Origin of the sequence: Streptomyces prunicolor NBRC 13075, assembly GCF_000367365.1 — a bacterium.
Lineage (GTDB): Bacteria > Actinomycetota > Actinomycetes > Streptomycetales > Streptomycetaceae > Streptomyces > Streptomyces prunicolor.
Genome location: NZ_BARF01000088.1, coordinates 39,758 through 58,956, shown reverse-complemented (window position 1 = coordinate 58,956; position 19,199 = coordinate 39,758). Strand labels below are relative to the sequence as shown.

At 71.2% G+C, this 19,199-nt stretch carries 15 protein-coding genes; all 15 read left to right on the top strand.

Annotated elements, in window-relative coordinates:
- The 15 genes from asnB to rfbC are packed head-to-tail and all read left to right on the top strand — an operon-like array spanning position 1 to position 19,195.
- On the top strand, positions 1-1,935 hold the full coding sequence (asnB, locus tag SPR02S_RS37365) for an asparagine synthase (glutamine-hydrolyzing) (protein ID WP_019062135.1): 1,935 nt from the start codon (positions 1-3) through the stop codon (positions 1,933-1,935).
- Positions 1,936-1,950: 15 nt separating this feature from the next.
- Entirely contained in the window at positions 1,951-4,140 is a 2,190-nt protein-coding gene (locus SPR02S_RS37360) for a bi-domain-containing oxidoreductase (RefSeq protein WP_019062134.1), read from the top strand.
- Positions 4,137-6,104 (top strand): heparinase II/III family protein, encoded by a 1,968-nt coding sequence (locus SPR02S_RS37355; protein WP_019062133.1) that lies wholly within the window; start codon positions 4,137-4,139, stop codon positions 6,102-6,104. The genes SPR02S_RS37360 and SPR02S_RS37355 overlap by 4 nt, the downstream gene beginning before the upstream one ends.
- The gene (locus SPR02S_RS37350) at positions 6,101-7,645 is read left to right on the top strand and encodes a right-handed parallel beta-helix repeat-containing protein (protein WP_086021689.1); all 1,545 of its coding nucleotides are present in this window, start codon (positions 6,101-6,103) and stop codon (positions 7,643-7,645) included. The genes SPR02S_RS37355 and SPR02S_RS37350 overlap by 4 nt, the downstream gene beginning before the upstream one ends.
- 1 nt (position 7,646) lies before the next feature.
- Complete coding sequence (locus tag SPR02S_RS37345) at positions 7,647-8,936, top strand: membrane protein (protein WP_019062131.1); 1,290 nt, start codon at positions 7,647-7,649, stop codon at positions 8,934-8,936.
- Between the two features lie 2 nt (positions 8,937-8,938).
- Positions 8,939-10,180: a glycosyltransferase gene (locus SPR02S_RS37340; protein ID WP_026151205.1), complete on the top strand. Its 1,242-nt coding sequence runs from the start codon at positions 8,939-8,941 to the stop codon at positions 10,178-10,180.
- Positions 10,177-11,427 (top strand): class I SAM-dependent methyltransferase, encoded by a 1,251-nt coding sequence (locus SPR02S_RS37335; protein ID WP_019062129.1) that lies wholly within the window; start codon positions 10,177-10,179, stop codon positions 11,425-11,427. Before SPR02S_RS37340 ends, SPR02S_RS37335 begins: the two co-directional genes overlap by 4 nt.
- Positions 11,424-12,218, top strand: coding sequence for a sugar phosphate nucleotidyltransferase (locus SPR02S_RS37330; protein WP_019062128.1), 795 nt, complete (start codon positions 11,424-11,426; stop codon positions 12,216-12,218). The genes SPR02S_RS37335 and SPR02S_RS37330 overlap by 4 nt, the downstream gene beginning before the upstream one ends.
- The gene (locus tag SPR02S_RS37325) at positions 12,215-12,862 is read left to right on the top strand and encodes a PIG-L deacetylase family protein (RefSeq protein ID WP_019062127.1); all 648 of its coding nucleotides are present in this window, start codon (positions 12,215-12,217) and stop codon (positions 12,860-12,862) included. The genes SPR02S_RS37330 and SPR02S_RS37325 overlap by 4 nt, the downstream gene beginning before the upstream one ends.
- A gap of 5 nt (positions 12,863-12,867) precedes the next feature.
- Positions 12,868-13,893: an NAD-dependent epimerase/dehydratase family protein gene (locus tag SPR02S_RS37320; RefSeq protein WP_019062126.1), complete on the top strand. Its 1,026-nt coding sequence runs from the start codon at positions 12,868-12,870 to the stop codon at positions 13,891-13,893.
- Entirely contained in the window at positions 13,881-15,164 is a 1,284-nt protein-coding gene (locus SPR02S_RS37315; RefSeq protein ID WP_019062125.1) for a DUF4910 domain-containing protein, read from the top strand. The genes SPR02S_RS37320 and SPR02S_RS37315 overlap by 13 nt, the downstream gene beginning before the upstream one ends.
- Positions 15,161-16,468, top strand: coding sequence for an MATE family efflux transporter (locus SPR02S_RS37310; RefSeq protein ID WP_019062124.1), 1,308 nt, complete (start codon positions 15,161-15,163; stop codon positions 16,466-16,468). Before SPR02S_RS37315 ends, SPR02S_RS37310 begins: the two co-directional genes overlap by 4 nt.
- Complete coding sequence (locus SPR02S_RS37305; RefSeq protein WP_019062123.1) at positions 16,465-17,412, top strand: glycosyltransferase family 2 protein; 948 nt, start codon at positions 16,465-16,467, stop codon at positions 17,410-17,412. Before SPR02S_RS37310 ends, SPR02S_RS37305 begins: the two co-directional genes overlap by 4 nt.
- Complete coding sequence (locus tag SPR02S_RS37300) at positions 17,409-18,647, top strand: polysaccharide pyruvyl transferase family protein (protein ID WP_019062122.1); 1,239 nt, start codon at positions 17,409-17,411, stop codon at positions 18,645-18,647. The genes SPR02S_RS37305 and SPR02S_RS37300 overlap by 4 nt, the downstream gene beginning before the upstream one ends.
- Positions 18,644-19,195, top strand: a complete 552-nt coding sequence (rfbC, locus tag SPR02S_RS37295; protein WP_019062121.1) for a dTDP-4-dehydrorhamnose 3,5-epimerase — start codon at positions 18,644-18,646, stop codon at positions 19,193-19,195. Before SPR02S_RS37300 ends, rfbC begins: the two co-directional genes overlap by 4 nt.
- Positions 19,196-19,199 lie beyond the last annotated feature (4 nt).

The following is a 19,199-nucleotide window of genomic DNA, read 5'->3' as shown; positions in this document are numbered from 1 at the left end:
GTGTGTGGCATCGCGGGCACGTACCGATGGCCGGACGGAAAGGCCGTCACCGACCGGCTCACCGACACCCTCGCCCACCGGGGCCCGGACGGCTCGGGCCGCTACGGCCACCCCCTGGGTGACGGCGAAGTGCAACTCGGGCACCGTCGTTTGTCCATCATCGACCTGTCCGAGACCGGCGCCCAGCCGATGGTCTCCGACGGCCTGGCCCTGACGTACAACGGCGAGCTGTACAACGCGCCCGAACTCCGCGCCGAGTTGGTGGCCACCGGGGTGCGCTTCCGCGGTACCTCCGACACCGAGGTGCTCCTGGAGGCCTGGCGGCGCTGGGGCACGGACTGCCTGCCCCGGCTGCGCGGCATGTTCGCGTTCGGCGTCTTCGACGAGCGGACCGGTGAACTGGTGCTCGTCCGCGACCAGTTGGGCATCAAGCCGCTGTTCCTGCTCCGGCGCGGCCAGGGCCTGATGTTCGCCTCCGAGCTCAAGGCGCTCGCCGCCGCGACCGGCAAGTCGCTGGAGGTGGACCAGGCGGCGCTGGTGGCGTCCCTCCTCTACTACTGGGTGCCGGACTCGCGCTGCGCGTTCCGCGAGGCGGAGAAGCTTCCACCGGGGAGCTGGCTGCGCTGCCGGCCCGACGGCCGGGTGGAGCGCGGCAGCTTCTGGAACCTGAAGGACGTCGCCGCCGAGGGCCGGGACCGGGCGCTGGCCGGTGAGCGGCCGGACCTCGACGCCGTCGTCGAGGAGTCGACCCGGCGCCATCTGCTCTCCGACGTACCTGTGGCGACCTTCCTCTCCGGCGGCCTCGACTCCAGCTATCTGACCGCGCTGGCGGCCCGCCACCAGCCCGGGATCTCCGCCTACACCATCGGATTCCGCGCCGAGGACGCCAAGTTCGAGGCGATGCCCGACGACCTGCGCTACGCCCGGCAGGTCGCCGAGCAGTTCGGTGTCGACCTGCACGAGATCGAGATCGCCCCGAACGTGCTCGACCTGCTGCCGCAGATGACGTACAGCCTGGACGAGCCGATCGGCGACCCCGCCGCGATCAACACGTACCTGATCTGCATGGCCGCCCGGGAGGCCGGGGTCAAGGTGATGCTCTCGGGGATGGGCGCGGACGAGCTGTTCGCGGGATACCGCAAGCACTTCGCCAACCTGCTCGCGCTGCGCTACCAGCGCGTCCCCCGGCCCCTGCGGCGCGGGGTGTCCGGAGTCGTGGACCGGCTGCCGGTCGCCTCGGCCCGGCGCGGTTACCGGTCGGTGCGGTTCGCGAAGCGGTTCCTCTCCTTCGCCGATCTGCCGGAGGAGACCGCGTTCCGGCGCAGCTACACCATGTACGACCAGGACGAACTGCTGGCCCTGCTCAACCCGGATCTGGCCGGGACGGTCGACGATGTGCTGACCGAACACGCCGACGTCTACCAGGACAACGACCTCGACGACTTCGTCAACCGCATGTGCCTGACCGATGCCCGGATGTTCCTGCCGGGACTGAACCTCGCCTACACGGACCGGTCGAGCATGGCCGCGTCGACCGAGGTGCGGGTGCCGTACGTGGACGTCGAGGTGGTCAAGGCGGCGTTCGCCGTGCCCGGCGATCGCAAGATCGTCGGACGGCAGGGCAAGGCCGCTCTCAAGGAAGCGGCCACCTCGATCCTGCCCCGGGAGATCGTGTACCGGCCCAAGGGCCTGTTCAGCGCCCCGCTGCGGGCCTGGATGAGCCGGGACCTGGCACCGCTGGTGCGCGAGGTGGTCAACGACGGCGTGCTCGTCAACTCCGGGCTCCTGCGCCGCGACGCGCTGGCGCGCATGGTCGCCGAGGACGCCGCCGGACAGGCGGACTACTCCAAACATCTGTGGCACGTACTGACCCTCGAGTACTGGTATCGCGACGCGACCTCTGGCTCCGCCCAGAGCGCTCGGACGACGGCTTAGAAAACAGGAGTTCTGGTGAAGCAGGTTGTACAGAACTACAAGAGCGGCGAGCTGGCGGTGCTCGACGTTCCGGTACCGGGGTGCAAGCCGGGCGGTGTGCTGGTCCGCAGCGCCTACTCGCTGATATCCACCGGCACCGAGCTCATGAAGGTCTCCGAGGCCGGCATGTCGATGCTGGGCAAGGCCCGCTCACGGCCGGACCAGGTGGCCAAGGTCATGCAGAGCGTGGCCACCAACGGGGTGCCCGCCACCTACCGCAAGGTGATGGGCAAGCTGGACTCCTACACGCCGCTGGGCTACTCGCTGTGCGGGGTGGTCGAGCAGGTCGGCGCCGGGATCGACGACGTGAAGGTCGGCGACCTCGTGGCCTGCGCCGGCAACGAGCACGCGCTGCACGCCGAGCTGAACTGGGTGCCGAAGAACCTCTACGCCCCGGTCCCCGACGGACTCGCGCCGCGCCACGCGGCCTTCGGCACCGTCGGCTCGATCGCGATGCAGGGCGTCCGCCAGGGCGAGCCGCAACTCGGCGAGGTGGCACTGGTCATCGGCCTCGGCCTGATCGGGCAGCTGGTGGTGCAGCTCCTCACCGCCGCGGGAGTCCGCGTGGTCGGCGCCGACCCCGACCCGACGCGCTGCGAACTCGCCGAGCGCCTGGGCGCCGCGGCCTGCGGCGACCCCGCGTCCCCGGCCGTGGAGGCGGCCGTCGCCGAACTCACCGACGGCCACGGCGTGGACCAGGTGTTCCTGGCCGCCGGCGGCGGCAGCAACCAGCCCGTCGAGCTGGCCGCCCGGCTCGCACGGGACCGCGGCCGGGTCGTCGACATCGGCAAGTGCCGCCTGGACCTGCCGTGGAACGCGTACTACGAGAAGGAACTCGACGTCCGCTTCTCGCGCTCCTACGGCCCCGGGCGCTACGACCCGTCGTACGAGCTGGAGGGACGCGACTACCCGATCGGCTACGTGCGCTGGACCGAGCGCCGCAACCTGGCGTGCTTCCTCGATCTCCTCGCCCGCGGCAGGGTCGACGTGGAGCCCCTGGTCTCCCACATCGCCGACTTCGACGACGCCGTGGAGACCTACCGGAGCCTGAAGGACGGCGACCTCAAAGCCGTTGCCGTGCTGTTCCGCTACCCCGAACAAGCGGCGGAACAAGGGGAGTCGGCGGCCCCGGAGGTATCCGTGCCCGAGGTGCGACGCACCGGCACGACCGTCGCCCCGGCCCGATCCGCCAAGACGCCGGTGCGGCTCGCTTTCGTAGGCGCGGGAAACTACGCGACGTCGATGCTGCTGCCGCACCTTTCACAGCGCGAGGGCGTCGAGCTGTCGACCGTCGTCACCACGACGGCGCTGTCCGCCGCCAACGCGCAGCGGAAGTTCGGCTTCGCCCAGGCGACCACCGACCTCGACGCCGTGCTCGGCGACAAGTCCATCGACGCGGTGTTCGTGGTCACCCGGCACAGCTCGCACGCCGAACTGACCCGGCAGGCACTGCTGGCCGGCAAGACGGTGTTCGTGGAGAAGCCCCTGGCCCTCACCGAGGACGAACTGGCCGGAGTGCTCGCGGCGGTGGAGGAGTCCGGCAACGACCGGCTACAGGTGGGCTTCAACCGCCGGTTCGCGCCGCTGCTCCAGGAGGCCAAGAACCGCTTCGGCACCCGGACCGGTCCGGCGAGCCTCCGCTACCTGGTCAACGCGGGCAAGCTCCAGCACGGCAGCTGGTACCTCCAACAGGGCGCCGAGGGCTCGCGGTTCGCCGGCGAGGGCGGCCACTTCATCGACACGGCGAGCTGGCTCCTCGACGCCGACCCGGTCTCCGTCTACGCGACAGCCGCGCCCGGCAACGAGGACCTCCAGGTCGTCCTGCGCTACCCGGACGGGTCCACCGCCACCATCAGCTACGTCACCACCGGCGCACCCGGCTTCCCCAAGGAGACGCTGGACCTGGTCGCGGACGGCAAGGTGCTGCGGCTCGACGACTTCGTCCGTGCCTCGGTCTACGGCGGTAAGAAGTGGGTCAGTTCGCGGCTGCCCAAGGCCAGGGACAAGGGCCAGAACGCCGAACTGGCCGCGTTCATCAAGGCGGTTCGGACCGGCGGACCGATGCCGGTGCCGCTGGAGTCGCTGGTCGCCACCACGGCGGCCACCCTCGCCGTACAGACCGGCCTGGCCGGCGACGCGCCGGTGACGCTGACGAGGACGCCATGACCATGAGCGCGGGCTGGTACCTGCGGCGGCTGTCCCGGATGGGACCGCGCGAGGTCGCGGGCCGGGCGGGCGACGCCGTGCGCAGGCGGCGTTGGCGGTCGGCGCGGCCGGACTCCCCGAGCGTGACCGGCGCCCGGTTCACCGCGGTCCTGCCCGAAGGAGCGATCGCCTCGGTGCCGCCGGACGCCGCGAAACGGCTCGTCGCCGAGGCGGACCGGCTGATGTACGGGCACGTCGAGTTCTTCGGGGTGGTCCGCGACGACCTCGACGACCCGGACTGGTGGTGCGACCCGAAGACCGGGCGCCGGGCTCCCTGGGGCTACGCCTTCGACGTGCCGTACCGGAACGAGGGCGTGGTCGGGGACATCAAGCAGATCTGGGAGCTGTCCCGGCATCAGTACCTCACCGTGCTCGCCGCCGCCTACGCGGTCACGGGGGACGAGCGGTACGCCGAGCGAGTGGCCGATCACCTGCGGTCGTGGTGGAAGGCGAACCCACCGCTGCGTGGCGTGCACTGGATCAGTGGGATCGAGCTGGGCATCCGGCTGCTGTCCTGGGTGTGGATCCGGCGGCTGCTCGACGGCTGGCCGGGCGCGGCCGAGCTGTTCGAGGACAACCCGGTGGCGCTGAACCAGATCTGGCACCACCAGCGCTGGCTGGCCGCCTTCCCCAGCCGGGGATCCTCGGCGAACAACCACGTCATCGCCGAGACCGCCGGACAGTTCGCCGCGGCCTGCGCGTTCAACTGGTTCCCGTCGTCGGTGCGTTGGCGGTCCGGCGCGCTGCGGTCGCTGGAGCGGCAGTTGCGCGCCAACACCTTCGACTCCGGCCTCAACCGCGAGCTGGCCACCGAATATCACGGACTCGTCCTGGAACTCGGCCTGGCCGCGGTGGCCGAGGCGGATGCCGCCGACGTGCCGGTCCCCGAGCCGCTCCGGCTGGTACTGCTGCGGATGACCGACGCGCTGGCGGCCGTCGTGGACAACCGGCTGCGTCCGCCCCGCCAGGGGGACGCGGACGACGGCTTCGGTCTGGTCGTGGACGGCGCGGGCACCGACCGCTGGGGTTCGCTGCTGGCCACCGGCGACGCCGTGTTCGGCCGGCTCGCCTGGTGGCCGACGGTGACCGGCACCGACGTGCGCACCCCGCTGCTGGCCGCGCTCGTCCGGCCGTACGCGAAGGACGGAACCGCCCGCCCGGCGACCAGGCCCGACCGCTTCGCCGACGCGGGGCTCACCGTCCTGCGCGGTCCCGAGGAGATCTGGTGCCGCTGCGACGGCGGTCCGCACGGCTTCCTGTCCATCGCCGCGCACGCCCACGCCGACGCGCTGTCCGTGGAGGTCCGGCACGACGGGGTGGATGTGCTCGCCGACCCGGGGACGTACTGCTACCACGGACAGCCCGCATGGCGGCAGTACTTCCGGTCGACCCTCGGCCACAACACGCTGCAACTGGACGGCGGTGACCAGTCCGTCTCCGGCGGCCCGTTCCTGTGGACCCGGCACGCCCGCAGCCGCGTCCTGGACGTGGACAACTCCGGTGCGGGGGTGGCCCGTTGGGCCGCCGAGCACGACGGCTACCAGGGCTCGACGCACCGCCGCCGGGTGGAACTGACGGCCGAGAGCCAGGAGCTGAGGATCGTCGACGAGGTCCGCGGCCGGCAAAGCCCGCGCCGGGACGTGCGGTTGGCGTTCCACCTCGGCCCGGCGATCGCCGCGGACCTGGCCGGGCACCGGGCCGTGCTCACCTGGACCCGGGACGGGGAGGACCGCTCAGCGGTGCTCGACCTGCCCGCGCAGTTGTCCTGGCAGGCGCATCGCGGCGAGACGGACCCGCCGCTGGGCTGGTACTCCGCCGGATTCGGGCGCAAGGAACCCACCACCACGCTGATCGGCACCGGCTTCGCCGACGGCGCGGGCGAGTTCACCACCGTGCTCGGGTTCCGCGGCCAGGGGGGCGCGTGAGGATCAACAGGCGGCCCTGGGCGTTGGCGGTGGCACCGCTGGCGCTGGCCCTGCTGACGGCGACCGGCTGCGACAGCACGTCGAGCGCCCCGGCCACGACGAAGCCGACCGCCGCGCCGTCCACGTCCACGTCCGCCGCCCGGTCCGTGGCCCGGGTGTGCGCCAACCCCGCCGCCGGGCCGGCGAAGGCACCGGCGGGCGCGGTCACCGTGGACCCGAAGGTGGTCGGCGACCTGGCGGCGAAGACCAAGAAGAGCCCCCCGAACACCACGTTCTGGCTCAAGCCGGGCACGCACAAGCTGGAGCGGGACCGCTACGCCCAGGTCATCCCCAAGAAGGGGGACCACTACATCGGTGCGCCGGGCGCGGTGTTCGACGGCCGGAAGGTCAACCAGTACGCCTTCACCGGCAATGCCGCCGATGTCACCATCCGCTTTCTGACCGTGCGGGGATTCGTCGCGCCGCAGGACGAGGGCGTGGTCAACCACGACTCGGCCGACGGGTGGGTCATCGAACACTCGACGATCAAGGACAACTCCGGCGCCGGGCTGATGGCCGGTGCCCGCCAGCAGGTGCGCGCCGACTGCCTGCGCGACAACGGCCAGTACGGCATGAACGCCTACAAGGGCAACGGCCGTATCACCGGCCTGGTGGTCGAGGGCAACGAGATCACGGGCAACAACACCGGTGACTGGGAGCGGCGCAAGGAGGGCTGCGGCTGCACCGGAGGCATCAAGTTCTGGGAGGTCGACGGCGCGGAGATCAGCGGGAACTGGGTGCACGACAACCGCGGCGCCGGGCTGTGGGCGGACACCAACAACAACGACTTCCGCATCGAGAACAACGTGATCGAGGCCAATGACGGTGCCGCGCTGATCTACGAGACCAGCTACAACGCGGTCATCCGGGACAACACGATCCGGCGGAACAACTGGGTCGAGGGCCGCAAGGCGGCCGACGGCGGTGACAACTTCCCGTACGCGACCGTCTACCTGTCCGAGTCCGGCGGCGAACCGAGGGTCAAGGCCCGCACCGACAAGATCGAGATCTACCGGAACGTGCTGGAGGACAACTGGTCCGGGATCACCCTGTGGGAGAACGCCGACCGGTTCTGCAACAGCCCGGCCAACACCTCGTCCGGTGACTGCACGCTGCTGGTGAAGAAGACGAGCACCTGTGTGCGACCGGCGATCGCCAAGGCACCCCTCTACTCCGACTGCCGGTGGAAGACCCAGCGGGTGGACATCCACGACAACCGCTTCGTGCTCGACGAGTCCGTCGTCAAGTGCACGGAGATGTGCGACCGCATGGCCGTGCTGTCCAACTACGGCACCTATCCGGACTGGTCGCCGTACAAGGGCGAGCAGGTGGCCGACGCCATCACCGAGAAGCAGCACAACCGCTGGCACGACAACGTCTACGTCGGACCGTGGAAGTTCGACGCCGAGGACCAGAGCCGGGTGCTCGACTTCGGGCAGTGGCAGGCGGCGCCGTATCTGCAGGACAAGGGCAGCACCCTCGACCTCCAGGCCGGTGGTTGAGATGGGGGAGAACCCGACGCGCGGACCGGACACGGTCGGCACGCGGCCGGGCGCCGCACCGCGCCCGGCCGGCACACCGAAGACCGTCGGCATCGTGTGGGGACTGCTGGTCCTCAACACGCTCGGCTCCGCCGGGGCGAAGACCATCGTCCCGCTGCCCCGTTCCCTCATCCAGATGGTCACGATGGGCTCGCTGGTCGCCGCGTTCACGCTGGCGCTCGTGGTCAACCAGCGGGTGCGGATCAGGGCCAGCGCCTATGTACTGCTGCTCTCCCTGCTGCTGGTGTCCAGCGTGATCGCCAGCGCGAGCCTGGAGTCCGGGATGGGCGCGCTGTTCCGCTGCTTCCGGCTGACTCTCTTCGTCGGCACACTGTGGCTGCTCAGCCGCTGGTGGGACGGCAGTCTCACGTTCGTCCGCTACCACATCCGGGCCTACTTCGCGGTCCTCGGCTCGGTGGCCCTCGGCCTGCTCGTCTCCCCGGGCAAGGCCCTGCCCGGCCTCTACGGCGGACGCCTCGTCGGCGCGCTGTGGCCGCTCACCCCGCCGCAGATCGGGCAGTACGCGGCGGTGATCATCGGGCTCACCGCGCTGCTCGTCATCGGCAGGCGGACCGACCGGACCAGCGCCGTACTGGTCATCGTGCCGTCGCTGGTGCTGCTCGCGCTGACCCACACCCGGACGGCCACGCTCGGCCTGCTCCTCGGGCTGGCGCTGGCGATCGGCTCGCTCATCCTGACCAGCGCCGCGGCCCGCCGCTTCTTCACCTGGGCGGTGCTGATCTCCACGGTGGCCGCGGTCGGCTTCGCCTCAGCGCTGCAGACCTGGTTCCTGCGCGGACAGAGCCAGGAGAACTTCTCCAGTCTCACCGGCCGGGCCAAGGTCTGGAACGCCCTGCTGGCCGAGCCCCGGTCCGCCGCGCAGCAGGCGTTCGGCGTGGGCCTGGGCGACAAGTCCTTCGGCGGGCTGCCGATCGACAACAGCTGGCTGGCCGTCTACAACGAGCAGGGTCTGATCGGCGTCACCCTCGTCGCGTTGATCATCGCCGTGCTGGGCGGCGTCGCGCTGCTGCGCCCGCCGTCGTTGCAGCGGGCCTGCGCGATCTTCCTGATCAGCTACTGCGCGATCGCCTCGTACACCGAGGCCGGTCTGGGCGACGCCTCGCCGTATCTGCTCCATCTGGCCCTGGCCGCCTCGCTGTTGGCGGTACCCGCCCGGGCCGTTCCGCTCGCGCTGCCCGAAGCCCCTCGACGGCACGTCCCGCGCTGGGCCCGTAGATCGGAGGCGAAGTGAGCATGCACGTTCTCGTGGTGCACAACCGCTACAACTCGGCGCAGCCGAGCGGGGAGAACAAGGTCGTCGACCAGGAGGTGGAGCTGCTGCGCGCGGCCGGCCACCGGGTCGAGGTGTTCGAGCGGCGCAGCGACGACATCGGCGCCCGCTCCCTCCTCGGCAAGGTCGCGGTGCCGCTCCTGGTGCCGTGGAACCCGGCCGTACGTACGGAGCTCGCCGCCAAGCTGCGCGCCGAGCGGCCGGACGTGGTGCACGTCCACAACGTCTTCCCGCTCCTGTCGCCCGCCGTGCTCGCCGCCTGCGCCGACGCCGATGTGCCCGCCGTCGCCACGCTGCACAACTACACCCAGGTCTGCCCGCCCGGCACACTCCAGCGGGACGGCCGACCGTGCACCGAGTGCGTCGGCTCGACGCCGCTGCCCGCCGTCCGGCACGGCTGCTACCGCAACTCCCGCCTGGCGACCGTGCCGCTCGCGGTCAGCCTGTCGGTCAACCGGCGGCGCTGGTGGTCCGGCGTGGAGCGGTTCCTCTGCATCTCCGCGGCGCAGCGTGACGTCCTGGTGCGGTCCGGCATGCCGGCCGAGCGGCTGGCGGTGAAGCACAACTTCGTGCCGGAGCCGGGCAGTCGCCGCACGGGTGACGGCGAGCATGTGCTGTATCTCGGCCGGCTCGCGGAGGCCAAGGGCGTGCGGCTGCTCATGACCGCGTGGGACGAGATCGCGGCGGGCGGCGGTGTGGGCGTACCGCTCGTGATCGCCGGCACCGGGCCGCTGGAGCCGGAGGTGACCGCCTGGGCCGCGGGCCGCGACGACGTGCGCTACGTCGGCCTGTTGGACGCGGCGGAGTGCCGGGAGGCCATCGCGCGGTCGGTCGCCGTGGTGGCTCCCTCGACGTGGCTTGAGGCGTTCGGCCTGGTGGTCGTGGAGGCGATGGCGGCCGGGGTGCCGACCGTCGCCGCCGGTCACGGCGCCTTCGTCGAACTCGTCGAGGACGGCGTCACCGGGCTGCTGCACCGGCCGGGCGAGCCCGCCTCGCTCGCGTCCCGCATACGCCGGATCGCGGCCGAGCCGGCCCGCAACCGGGAGATGGGGCAGGCGGCCCGGCGCCGCTACGAGCAGGGATTCAGCCCGGCCGTCGGCCTGGAGCGCCTGCTGGAGGAGTACCGCACCGCGATCGCGGGTCGGTCAGCACTGGCTCGCGGCGGGGACACCCGCGCGAGCAGGGGGGATGGGGACAGCAGATGACACGATGCCGACTCTGCGGCTCGGAAGCGACGACGAGCGTCGTCGATCTTGGAGCGACACCACCGTGTGAGAGCTTTCTCGCCGCGGACCAACTGGACCGGCCGGAGCAGACGTACCCGCTGAACCTGCGGGTCTGCACCGACTGCTGGCTCGCGCAGCTCCCGCCGCTGATCACGCCGGAGGAGACGTTCAAGGAGTACGCGTACTTCTCCTCGTTCTCGACCTCCTGGGTGGAACACGCGCGCACGTACGTCGCCGATGCCGTACAGCGCCTCGCGCTCGGTCCCGACGCCTTCGTGGTCGAGGTCGCGAGCAACGACGGCTACCTGCTGAGACATGTGGTGGACCGCGGGATCCGCTGCCTCGGCATCGAACCGTCGGTGAACGTCGGTGCCGCGGCGCGGGAGGCGGGGGTGCCCACGCACACGGCGTTCCTGAGCCCCGACACCGGCTCGGCCGTCCGCGCCGAGCACGGCCCGGCGAACCTGGTCGTGGCCAACAACGTGTACGCGCACATCCCCGACGTCGTCGGCTTCACCCAGGGGCTGCGCGCGCTGGTCGCCGACGACGGCTGGGTCTCCATCGAGGTGCAGCACCTGCTGACCCTGATCGAGGACAACCAGTACGACACGATCTACCACGAGCACTTCCAGTACTACACGGTCGCCTCCGCGATCCGGGCCCTCGCGAGCGGCGGACTCGCCCTCGTGGACGTCGAGTTGCTGCCCACGCACGGCGGCTCCATCCGGCTGTGGGCCCGGCCCGCCGAGGTGGCGGGGGAGCCGTCGCAGCGGGTGGCCGACGTGCTGGCCCGGGAGAAGGCCGCCGGCTTGCAGGAGTTGTCGGGGTACACCGAGTTCTCCGCCCGGGTGGCCAAGGTGCGCCGGGATCTGCTGCGGTTCCTCATCGACGCCGCCGAGCGCGGCGAGACGGTCGTCGGCTACGGCGCCCCGGGCAAGGGCAACACCCTGCTCAACCACTGCGGCATCCGGCCCGACCTGCTCACGTACACGGTCGACCGCAATCCGTACAAGCACGGCAGGTTCACCCCGGGCACCCGCATCCCGATCCTGCCGCCCGAGCAGATAGCCGCCGACAAGCCGGACTACGTCCTCGTCCTCCCGTGGAACCTGCGGGCCGAGCTGGTCGAGCAGTTGTCGTTCGTGCACGAGTGGGGCGGCCGGCTGGTCTTCCCGATCCCGGAACTGAGCGTTGTCGAGGGCGTCTTGAAGGAGGTCACGGCATGAAGGTCGTCCTGTTCTGCGGCGGTTACGGGATGCGCATGCGCAACGGAACCTCCGACGACGTGCCCAAGCCGATGGCGATGGTCGGGCCGCGCCCGCTGATCTGGCACGTCATGCGCTACTACGCGCACTTCGGGCACAAGGAGTTCATCCTCTGCCTCGGCTACGGGGCGCACCACATCAAGGACTTCTTCCTCAACTACGAGGAGACGGCGTCCAACGACTTCGTCCTGCGGGGCGGGCGCACCGAGTTGCTGTCCACCGACATCGCCGACTGGACGATCACCTTCGCGCAGACCGGCATCGAGTCACCGATCGGGGAGCGGCTGCGCAGGGTGCGGCACCATCTGGACGGCGACGAGATGTTCCTCGCCAACTACGCCGACGTGCTCACCGACGCCCCGCTGCCCGAGATGATCGACCGGTTCGCCCAGCGCGACGCCGGGGCGTCGATGATGGTCGTACCGCCACAATCCTCGTTCCACTGCGTGGAGTTGGGCGAGGACGGCCTCGTAGGGGGCATCACTGCGGTGAGTGACATGCCGCTGTGGGAGAACGGCGGCTACTTCGTGCTCCGCCAGGAGGTCTTCGACCACATACCGGAGAACGGGGACCTGGTCGCCGACGGATGCGCCCAACTGGCCAAGCGCGGACGGCTGGTGGCGCACCAGCACCGCGGCTTCTGGAAGCCGACCGACACTGTGAAGGAGCGCGCAGCGCTCGACGAGGCCTACACCCGGGGCGACCGCCCGTGGGCCGTGTGGGAGCGGGACAGCGCAGAGGTGCGTGCGTGATCAGGCTCGGAGCCGGTCCTCTCGACCGGATCGTCGTCGTGGGCGCCCACTGCGACGACATCGCCATCGGCGCCGGCGGCACCCTGCTGACGCTGTGCCAGGCCCGGCCCGGCATCCGCGTCGACGCACTGGTGCTCTCCGGCGGCGGCACTGAGCGGGAGCAGGAGGAGCAGGCCGCGCTCACCGCCTTCTGCCCGGGCGCCGACCTGCGGCTGACCGTGCACAAGCTGCCGGACGGCCGGCTGCCCACGCACTGGGACGAGGCCAAGGCCGCGGTCGAGGAACTGCGCGAGCGGACCGACCCGGACCTGATCCTGGCCCCGCGTACCGATGACGCGCACCAGGACCACCGCGGCCTGGCCCAGCTGATACCCACCGCGTTCCGCGACCACCTCGTGCTCGGCTACGAGATCGTCAAGTGGGACGGCGATCTCGGCCGCATGGCGGCGTACCAGCCGCTGTCGCCGGAGACCGCCGAACAGAAGGTGCGGCTGCTGCAGGAGCACTACGCCTCGCAGCGACACCGGCCCTGGTACGACCGGGAGGCCTTCCTGGGCCTCGCCCGGATCCGCGGCATCGAATGCCACGCGCGATACGCCGAGGCGTTCGCCGTCACCAAACTCACGCTCAACCTGGGGGGTTGAACACCTTGCGCGTACTACTGACCGGACACCAGGGCTATCTGGGCACCGTCATGGCCCCGATCCTCACCGCCGCCGGACACGAGGTCGTCGGCCTCGACTCCGGCCTGTTCGCCGACTCCGTCCTCGGTCCGCAGCCCGCCGACCCGCCCGGGGTACGGGTGGACCTGCGCGACATCACCCCCGAGCACGTGGCCGGGGTGGACGCCGTGATCCACCTGGCCGCCCTCTCCAACGACCCGCTGGGATCGCTGGCGCCGGAACTCACCTACGACATCAACCACCACGCGTCCGTACGCCTGGCAAAGCTGGCCCGTGACGCCGGAGTTCGGCGCTTCCTGTACGCGTCGACCTGCTCCGTCTACGGCGCCTCCGGCGGCGACGGCCTGGTGACCGAGGACGCCCCGCTGCGCCCGGTGACGCCGTACGCGGAGTCGAAGGTGCGGGTCGAGGACGACGTGCACGCGCTGGCCGACGGCGACTTCACCCCGGTGTTCATGCGCAACGCCACCGCCTTCGGCTACTCGCCCCGGCTGCGCGCCGACATCGTGCTGAACAACCTGGTGGGCCACGCGCTGCTGTCCGGCGAGGTGTTGGTGCTCTCCGACGGCACTCCCTGGCGCCCGCTGGTGCACGCCGCCGACATCGCCCGCGCCTTCACGGCCGCGCTCACCGCACCGCGCGAGGCGGTGCACGACCGGGCGTTCAACATCGGCAGCGAGATCAACAACGTCACGGTCGCCGAGATCGCCGACCAGGTCGCCGAGGCGGTGGCCGGCGCGAAGGTGGTGATCACCGGCGAGAACGGCGCCGACCCGCGCTCGTACCGGGTGGACTTCTCGCGCTTCCGCAACGCGATCCCCGGCTTCGACTGCGAGTGGACGGTGAAGCAGGGCGCGCTCGAACTCGCCGACGCCTACCGGAAGTTCGACCTGACCCGGGAGGCTTTCGAGCAGCGCTTCACCCGCCTCGCCGTGCTGCGCGCGGCGACCGAGGCCGGCACCGTCGACGACACCCTGCGGTGGCGCCGATGACCGACACGGGCGAGGAAATGTACGGCCTGGTGGAGCGGCTGTACCCGCTCTGCCGGAGCATCACCGGCGACGGCGTGCGCGCCACCCTGGACATCGTCGGCGAGTACCTCCCGCTCCAGGTGCACGAGGTGCCGACCGGGACACAGGTCCTCGACTGGACGGTGCCGCAGGAGTGGAACATCCGGGACGCGTACATCGCCGACAGCACCGGCCGGCGGGTCGTCGACTTCGCCGCGTCCAGCCTGCACGTCCTCGGCTACAGCGTGCCGGTCGCGAGGACCATGCCCCTGTCCGAGCTGCGCGCCCACCTGCACACCCTGCCGGACCAGCCGAACTGGGTGCCGTACCGCACCAGTTACTACAAGCCGGAGTGGGGCTTCTGCCTGGCCCAGGAGACCCTGGACGCGCTGCCGGACGGCGAGTACGAGGTACGGATCGACTCCACGCTCGCCGACGGGCACCTCACGTACGCCGAGCACGTGGTCCCCGGACAGGTCGCCGACGAGGTGATCGTCTCCTGCCACACCTGCCACCCGTCGCTGGCCAACGACAACCTGGCCGGCATCGCGGTGGCGACGTTCCTCGCCCGCGCGCTGGCGGAGCAAACGCCGTACTACACCTACCGGTTCATCTACGCGCCCGGCACCATCGGGGCGATCACCTGGCTGGCCCGCAACGCGGAACGGGTGGACCGGGTCAAGCACGGGCTGGTGCTGGCCTGCGCAGGCGACTCGGGTCAACTGACGTACAAACAAAGCCGACGCGGTGACGCGGAGATCGACCGGGTGCTGCGGCACGTGCTGGCCGCGTCCGAACGCCCGCACCAGGTCAACGAGTTCACCCCGTACGGCTACGACGAGCGGCAGTACTGCTCGCCCGGCTTCAACCTGGGCGTGGGCTCGCTCACCCGGACCCCGTACGCGGGCTACCCCGAGTACCACACCTCGGCGGACAACCTGGACTACGTCTCCCCGACGGCGATGGCGGACACCCTCGCCGTCTGCCGCGAGGCGTTCGCCGTTCTCGACCGCAACCGGCGGTACCTCAACCTCAGCCCCTACGGCGAACCACAGCTGGGCCGGCGCGGGTTGTACGACGCGCTCGGCGGGCGCAGCGACACCAAGCAGGCCCAGATGGCCATGCTCTGGGTGCTCAACCTGTCCGACGGCGAGCACAGTCTGCTGGACGTCGCCGAGCGGTCCGGGCTGCCGTTCGACACCGTCGCCGACGCGGCCGGTGCGCTGCACGAGGCCGGGCTGATCAAGACATGACGCCGATGACCACCGACGGGGAGAATCCTCGGACAACGGCGAGACCCGCCCGGTCCGCCAAGCGGGCCCTCGTCGGGCGGCTGTCCTGGGGACTGGCCGACCAGGCGGCCTCCAGCATCAGCAACTTCGCGGTGGGCATCTACGTGGCCCGCTCGCTGGGCGTGACCGCGTTCGGCGTGTTCAGCCTCGCCTGGGTGACCTATGGCGTGGTGCTCAACGTCTCCCGCGGCCTGGCCACCGACCCGCTCGTGGTGCGCTTCAGCGGAGTACCGGAGCCGTCCTGGCGCGGGGCGGTGGCCCGCTCGACGGGTACCGCGCTCTGCGTCGGCACGGCCCTCGGAGTGCTGTGCCTGGCGGCCGGGCTCGGGCTCGGCGGCCGGGTGGGGCCCGCGTTCGCCGCCCTCGGTCTGATGATGCCGGGGCTGCTGCTCCAGGACGCCTGGCGGTTCTCCTTCTTCGCCGCCGGCGACGGGCGCAAGGCGTTCGTCAACGACATCGTGTGGGGCATCGCGCTCATCCCCGCCATGGTGGTGGCGGCCCATGTCGGCACCGTGGCCGCCTTCGTGCTCGCCTGGGGCGCGTCCGCCACGGTGGCGGCGGGGTACGGCTGCGTCCAGTCCGGCATCCGGCCCCGCACCGCACAGGCCCGCGGGTGGCTGCGCGAACAGCGCGATCTCGGCTACCGGTACCTGGTCGAGAACGTCAGCCTCAGCGGCGCGAGCCAGCTCCGGGCGTACGGCCTCGGCGCGATCGTCGGAGTGAGCGCGGTGGGCGCGGTGCGTGGCGCCGAACTCCTCCTCGGCCCCTTCCTCGCGGTACTGATGGGGCTGTCCCTGGTCACCGTCCCCGAGGCGGCACGCGTGCTGCGGCAGGCCCCGCACCGACTGGGCAGGTTCTGCCTCTTCCTCGGCGGGGGACAGGCCACCGGAGCGCTGCTCTGGGGCTCGGCGCTGCTGCTGATGCCGGGCAGGTTCGGCGAGTTGGCGCTCGGCGACGTCTGGCACTCCTCCTCGCACCTCATCGTGCAGATCACCCTCAGCGTCGCCGGAGCGGGCCTCGGCACCGGCGCCGCGGCCGGACTGCGCGCGCTCGGCGCGGCCCGGCGCAGCCTGAAATGCCAGCTGTTCGCCTCCGCCTGCTACGTCGGCGGCGGGCTCGGCGGGGCTGCCCTCGGCGGCACGGCCGGCTCGGCCTGGGGCGTCGCCGCCGCGACCATCAGCGGTTCGGCCGTGTGGTGGCTGCAACTGCGCTCCGCCCTGCGCGAGCGCCACCGCGATCCCATCCCCGAAGTGAGGACCTCATGACCGACCGACCGCGGCTGAGCATCGGCCTGCCCGTGTACAACGGCGAGGAGTACCTGGCCGAGTCGTTCGACGCCCTCCTCGGCCAGACCTACGAGGACTTCGAACTGGTCGTCTCCGACAACGCCTCGACCGACGCCACCGAGGACATCTGCCGCAAGTACGCCGCGCAGGACTCCCGCATCCGCTACCTCCGGCTGCCCCGCAACATCGGCGCCACGCCGAACCACAACCACGTCTTCGCCGAGTCCCGCGGCGAACTCTTCAAGTGGGCCTCGCACGACGACCTCTACGGCCGCGACCTGCTGACGCGCTGCATAGAAGCACTGGACGAGCGGCCGGACGTCATCCTCGCGCACACCGACCAGGCGGTCATCGACGGCGACGGCCAGGTGACGGTGCCCTACGACTACACGCTCGCCACCGACTCCCCGCACGCACCCGACCGCTTCCGCAGCCTGCTGTTCGAGCCGGGCGGCGACGACTTCTACGGCGTGATCCGAGCCGACGTGCTGCGCCGGGTGAAACCGATGGACAGCTACCACCACGCGGACCGCACGTTCGTCGCCGAGATCACCCTGCACGGACGCTTCCACCAGGTCCCGGAACTCCTCTACTTCCGCCGCGACCACCCCACCCGCGCCGAACGCGCGAACCCCTCCAAGCGCGCCCGCTGCGTCAACCTGGACCCGCGCCGGGCCGGCGCGCTGCACCCGACGCCCCGCCTGCTCGCCGAGTACATCTGGGGCTTCGCCTCGGCGATCCGGCGGGCACCGCTGTCCCCGGCCGACCGGCGCGCCTGCTACCGCCACCTGGCTTCCTGGATGACCAGCCGGGTCCGGCCGGGCGCAGGCGAGCGCGTCGAGGACCGCGCCCCGGTCGACCCGGCCCAGCTCACGGTCTCCGTCGACGCCCTCGTCGCCGGCCGCGAGGGGAGGCGCGCATGACGTCAGCGCCCGAAGGGCCGGTGCGCGTCGGGGTGTTCGGCCTGCTCGGCTCCGGCAACCTCGGCAACGACGGATCGCTCGAAGCCGTCCTCGCATACCTCCGCGCCGACCACCCGGACGCGGTCGTGGACGCCCTGTGCGGCGGACCCGAGGCCGTGACGGCCCGGTTCGGGATCCCCGCCACCCGGATGCACTGGAACCGCGCCGAGTACCGGACCGCGTCACGCGCGGGCTCGATCGCGTCCAAGGGTCTGGGCAAGTTCGTCGACATCTTCCGCACCGCCGCCTGGGTGCGGAAGCACGACGTGGTGATCGTGCCGGGCATGGGCGTCCTGGAGGCCACCCTGCCGCTACGGCCGTGGGGCTTCCCGTACTCGCTGTTCCTGCTCTGCGCGAGCGGCCGGCTGATGCGCACCCGGGTCGCGCTGGTAAGCGTCGGCGCCGCCGAGATCCGCAACCGGCCCACCCGCGCCCTGGTCCGCTGGTCGGGGCGGCTGGCCGCGTACCGGTCGTACCGGGACGCCCAGTCCCGGGACGCGATGCGGGCGATGGGCGTGGACACCGCGCGCGACGAGGTCTACCCGGACCTCGCGTTCTCCCTGCCTGCGCCGCGGACAAGCATGCCTTCGGGCCCGCCCGGCACGGTCTGCGTCGGCGTCATGGACTTCCACGGCGGCAACGACGACCGCGCCCGGGCCGACGAGATATACCGGCGCTACCTCGACGGGACGATCCGGTTCGTCCGCACGCTGGTCGAGGAGGGGAGACCGGTCCGGCTCCTCACCGGCGACCGCTGCGATGCCACGGTGGTCGCCGCGATCCTCGACGCGGTCGACTCACCGCTGGTCACCGCCGCCGAACCGACTTCCCTGGACGACCTGATGAACGAGATGGTCGCCGCCGACACCGTGGTGGCGGTCCGCTACCACAACCTGATCTGCGCGCTGAAGACCGGCACACCGGTGCTCGCCCTCAGCTATGCGGCGAAGAGCGACGCGCTCATGGACCGGATGGGCCTCGGCGCGTACTGCCACCCGGCGCGCGAGGTCGACGCCGACCGGTTGCTGGAGCAATTCCGGGCGCTGGAGAAGCGATCGGCCGAGCTACGGGGGACCCTCGCCGAGCGGAACCTGGCCGCCGCCCGCCAACTGCGGGACCAGTTCGGCTCGTTGACCGCGGCCGTGTTCCCCGCGACCGACCACACCCATGCTCACGCCCGCCAGGAGTCTCCATGAAAGCGACCGAAGTCCCGGAGATCACCGGCGCGTTCCTCTTCGAACCGACGCCGTACGCCGACGAACGCGGCTTCTTCTGCCGCACGTTCGACGCCGACGTGGTCCGCTCGGTGGGCCTCGACCCGGACGCCTTCGTCCAGGACAGCCTGTCCCGCTCGGTCCGGGGCGTGGTGCGCGGTCTGCACCTGCGATCCGGCGCGGGCGAGGCCAAGTTGGTGCGGTGCTCGTACGGGCGGGTCTTCGACGTCGTCGTGGATCTGCGGCCGGATTCCCCGACCTACCGCCATTGGACTTCCTTTGAACTCACAGGAGAATCACAGCCAACTCTTTACATTCCCGCGGGATGCGCGCACGGTTTTCAGGCACTGACCGACACCGCCGACACCTCGTACCGGATCGACCGCCCGCACGATCCGACCGAGGACGTCACCATCGCCTTCGACGACCCGGAGCTCGCCATTCCCTGGCCGCTGCCGGTTGCACTGATGTCCCAACGGGACCGCGAGGCGCCGAGCCTCGCCGAGGTCCTGAAGCACAGAGAAAGATGAGGTC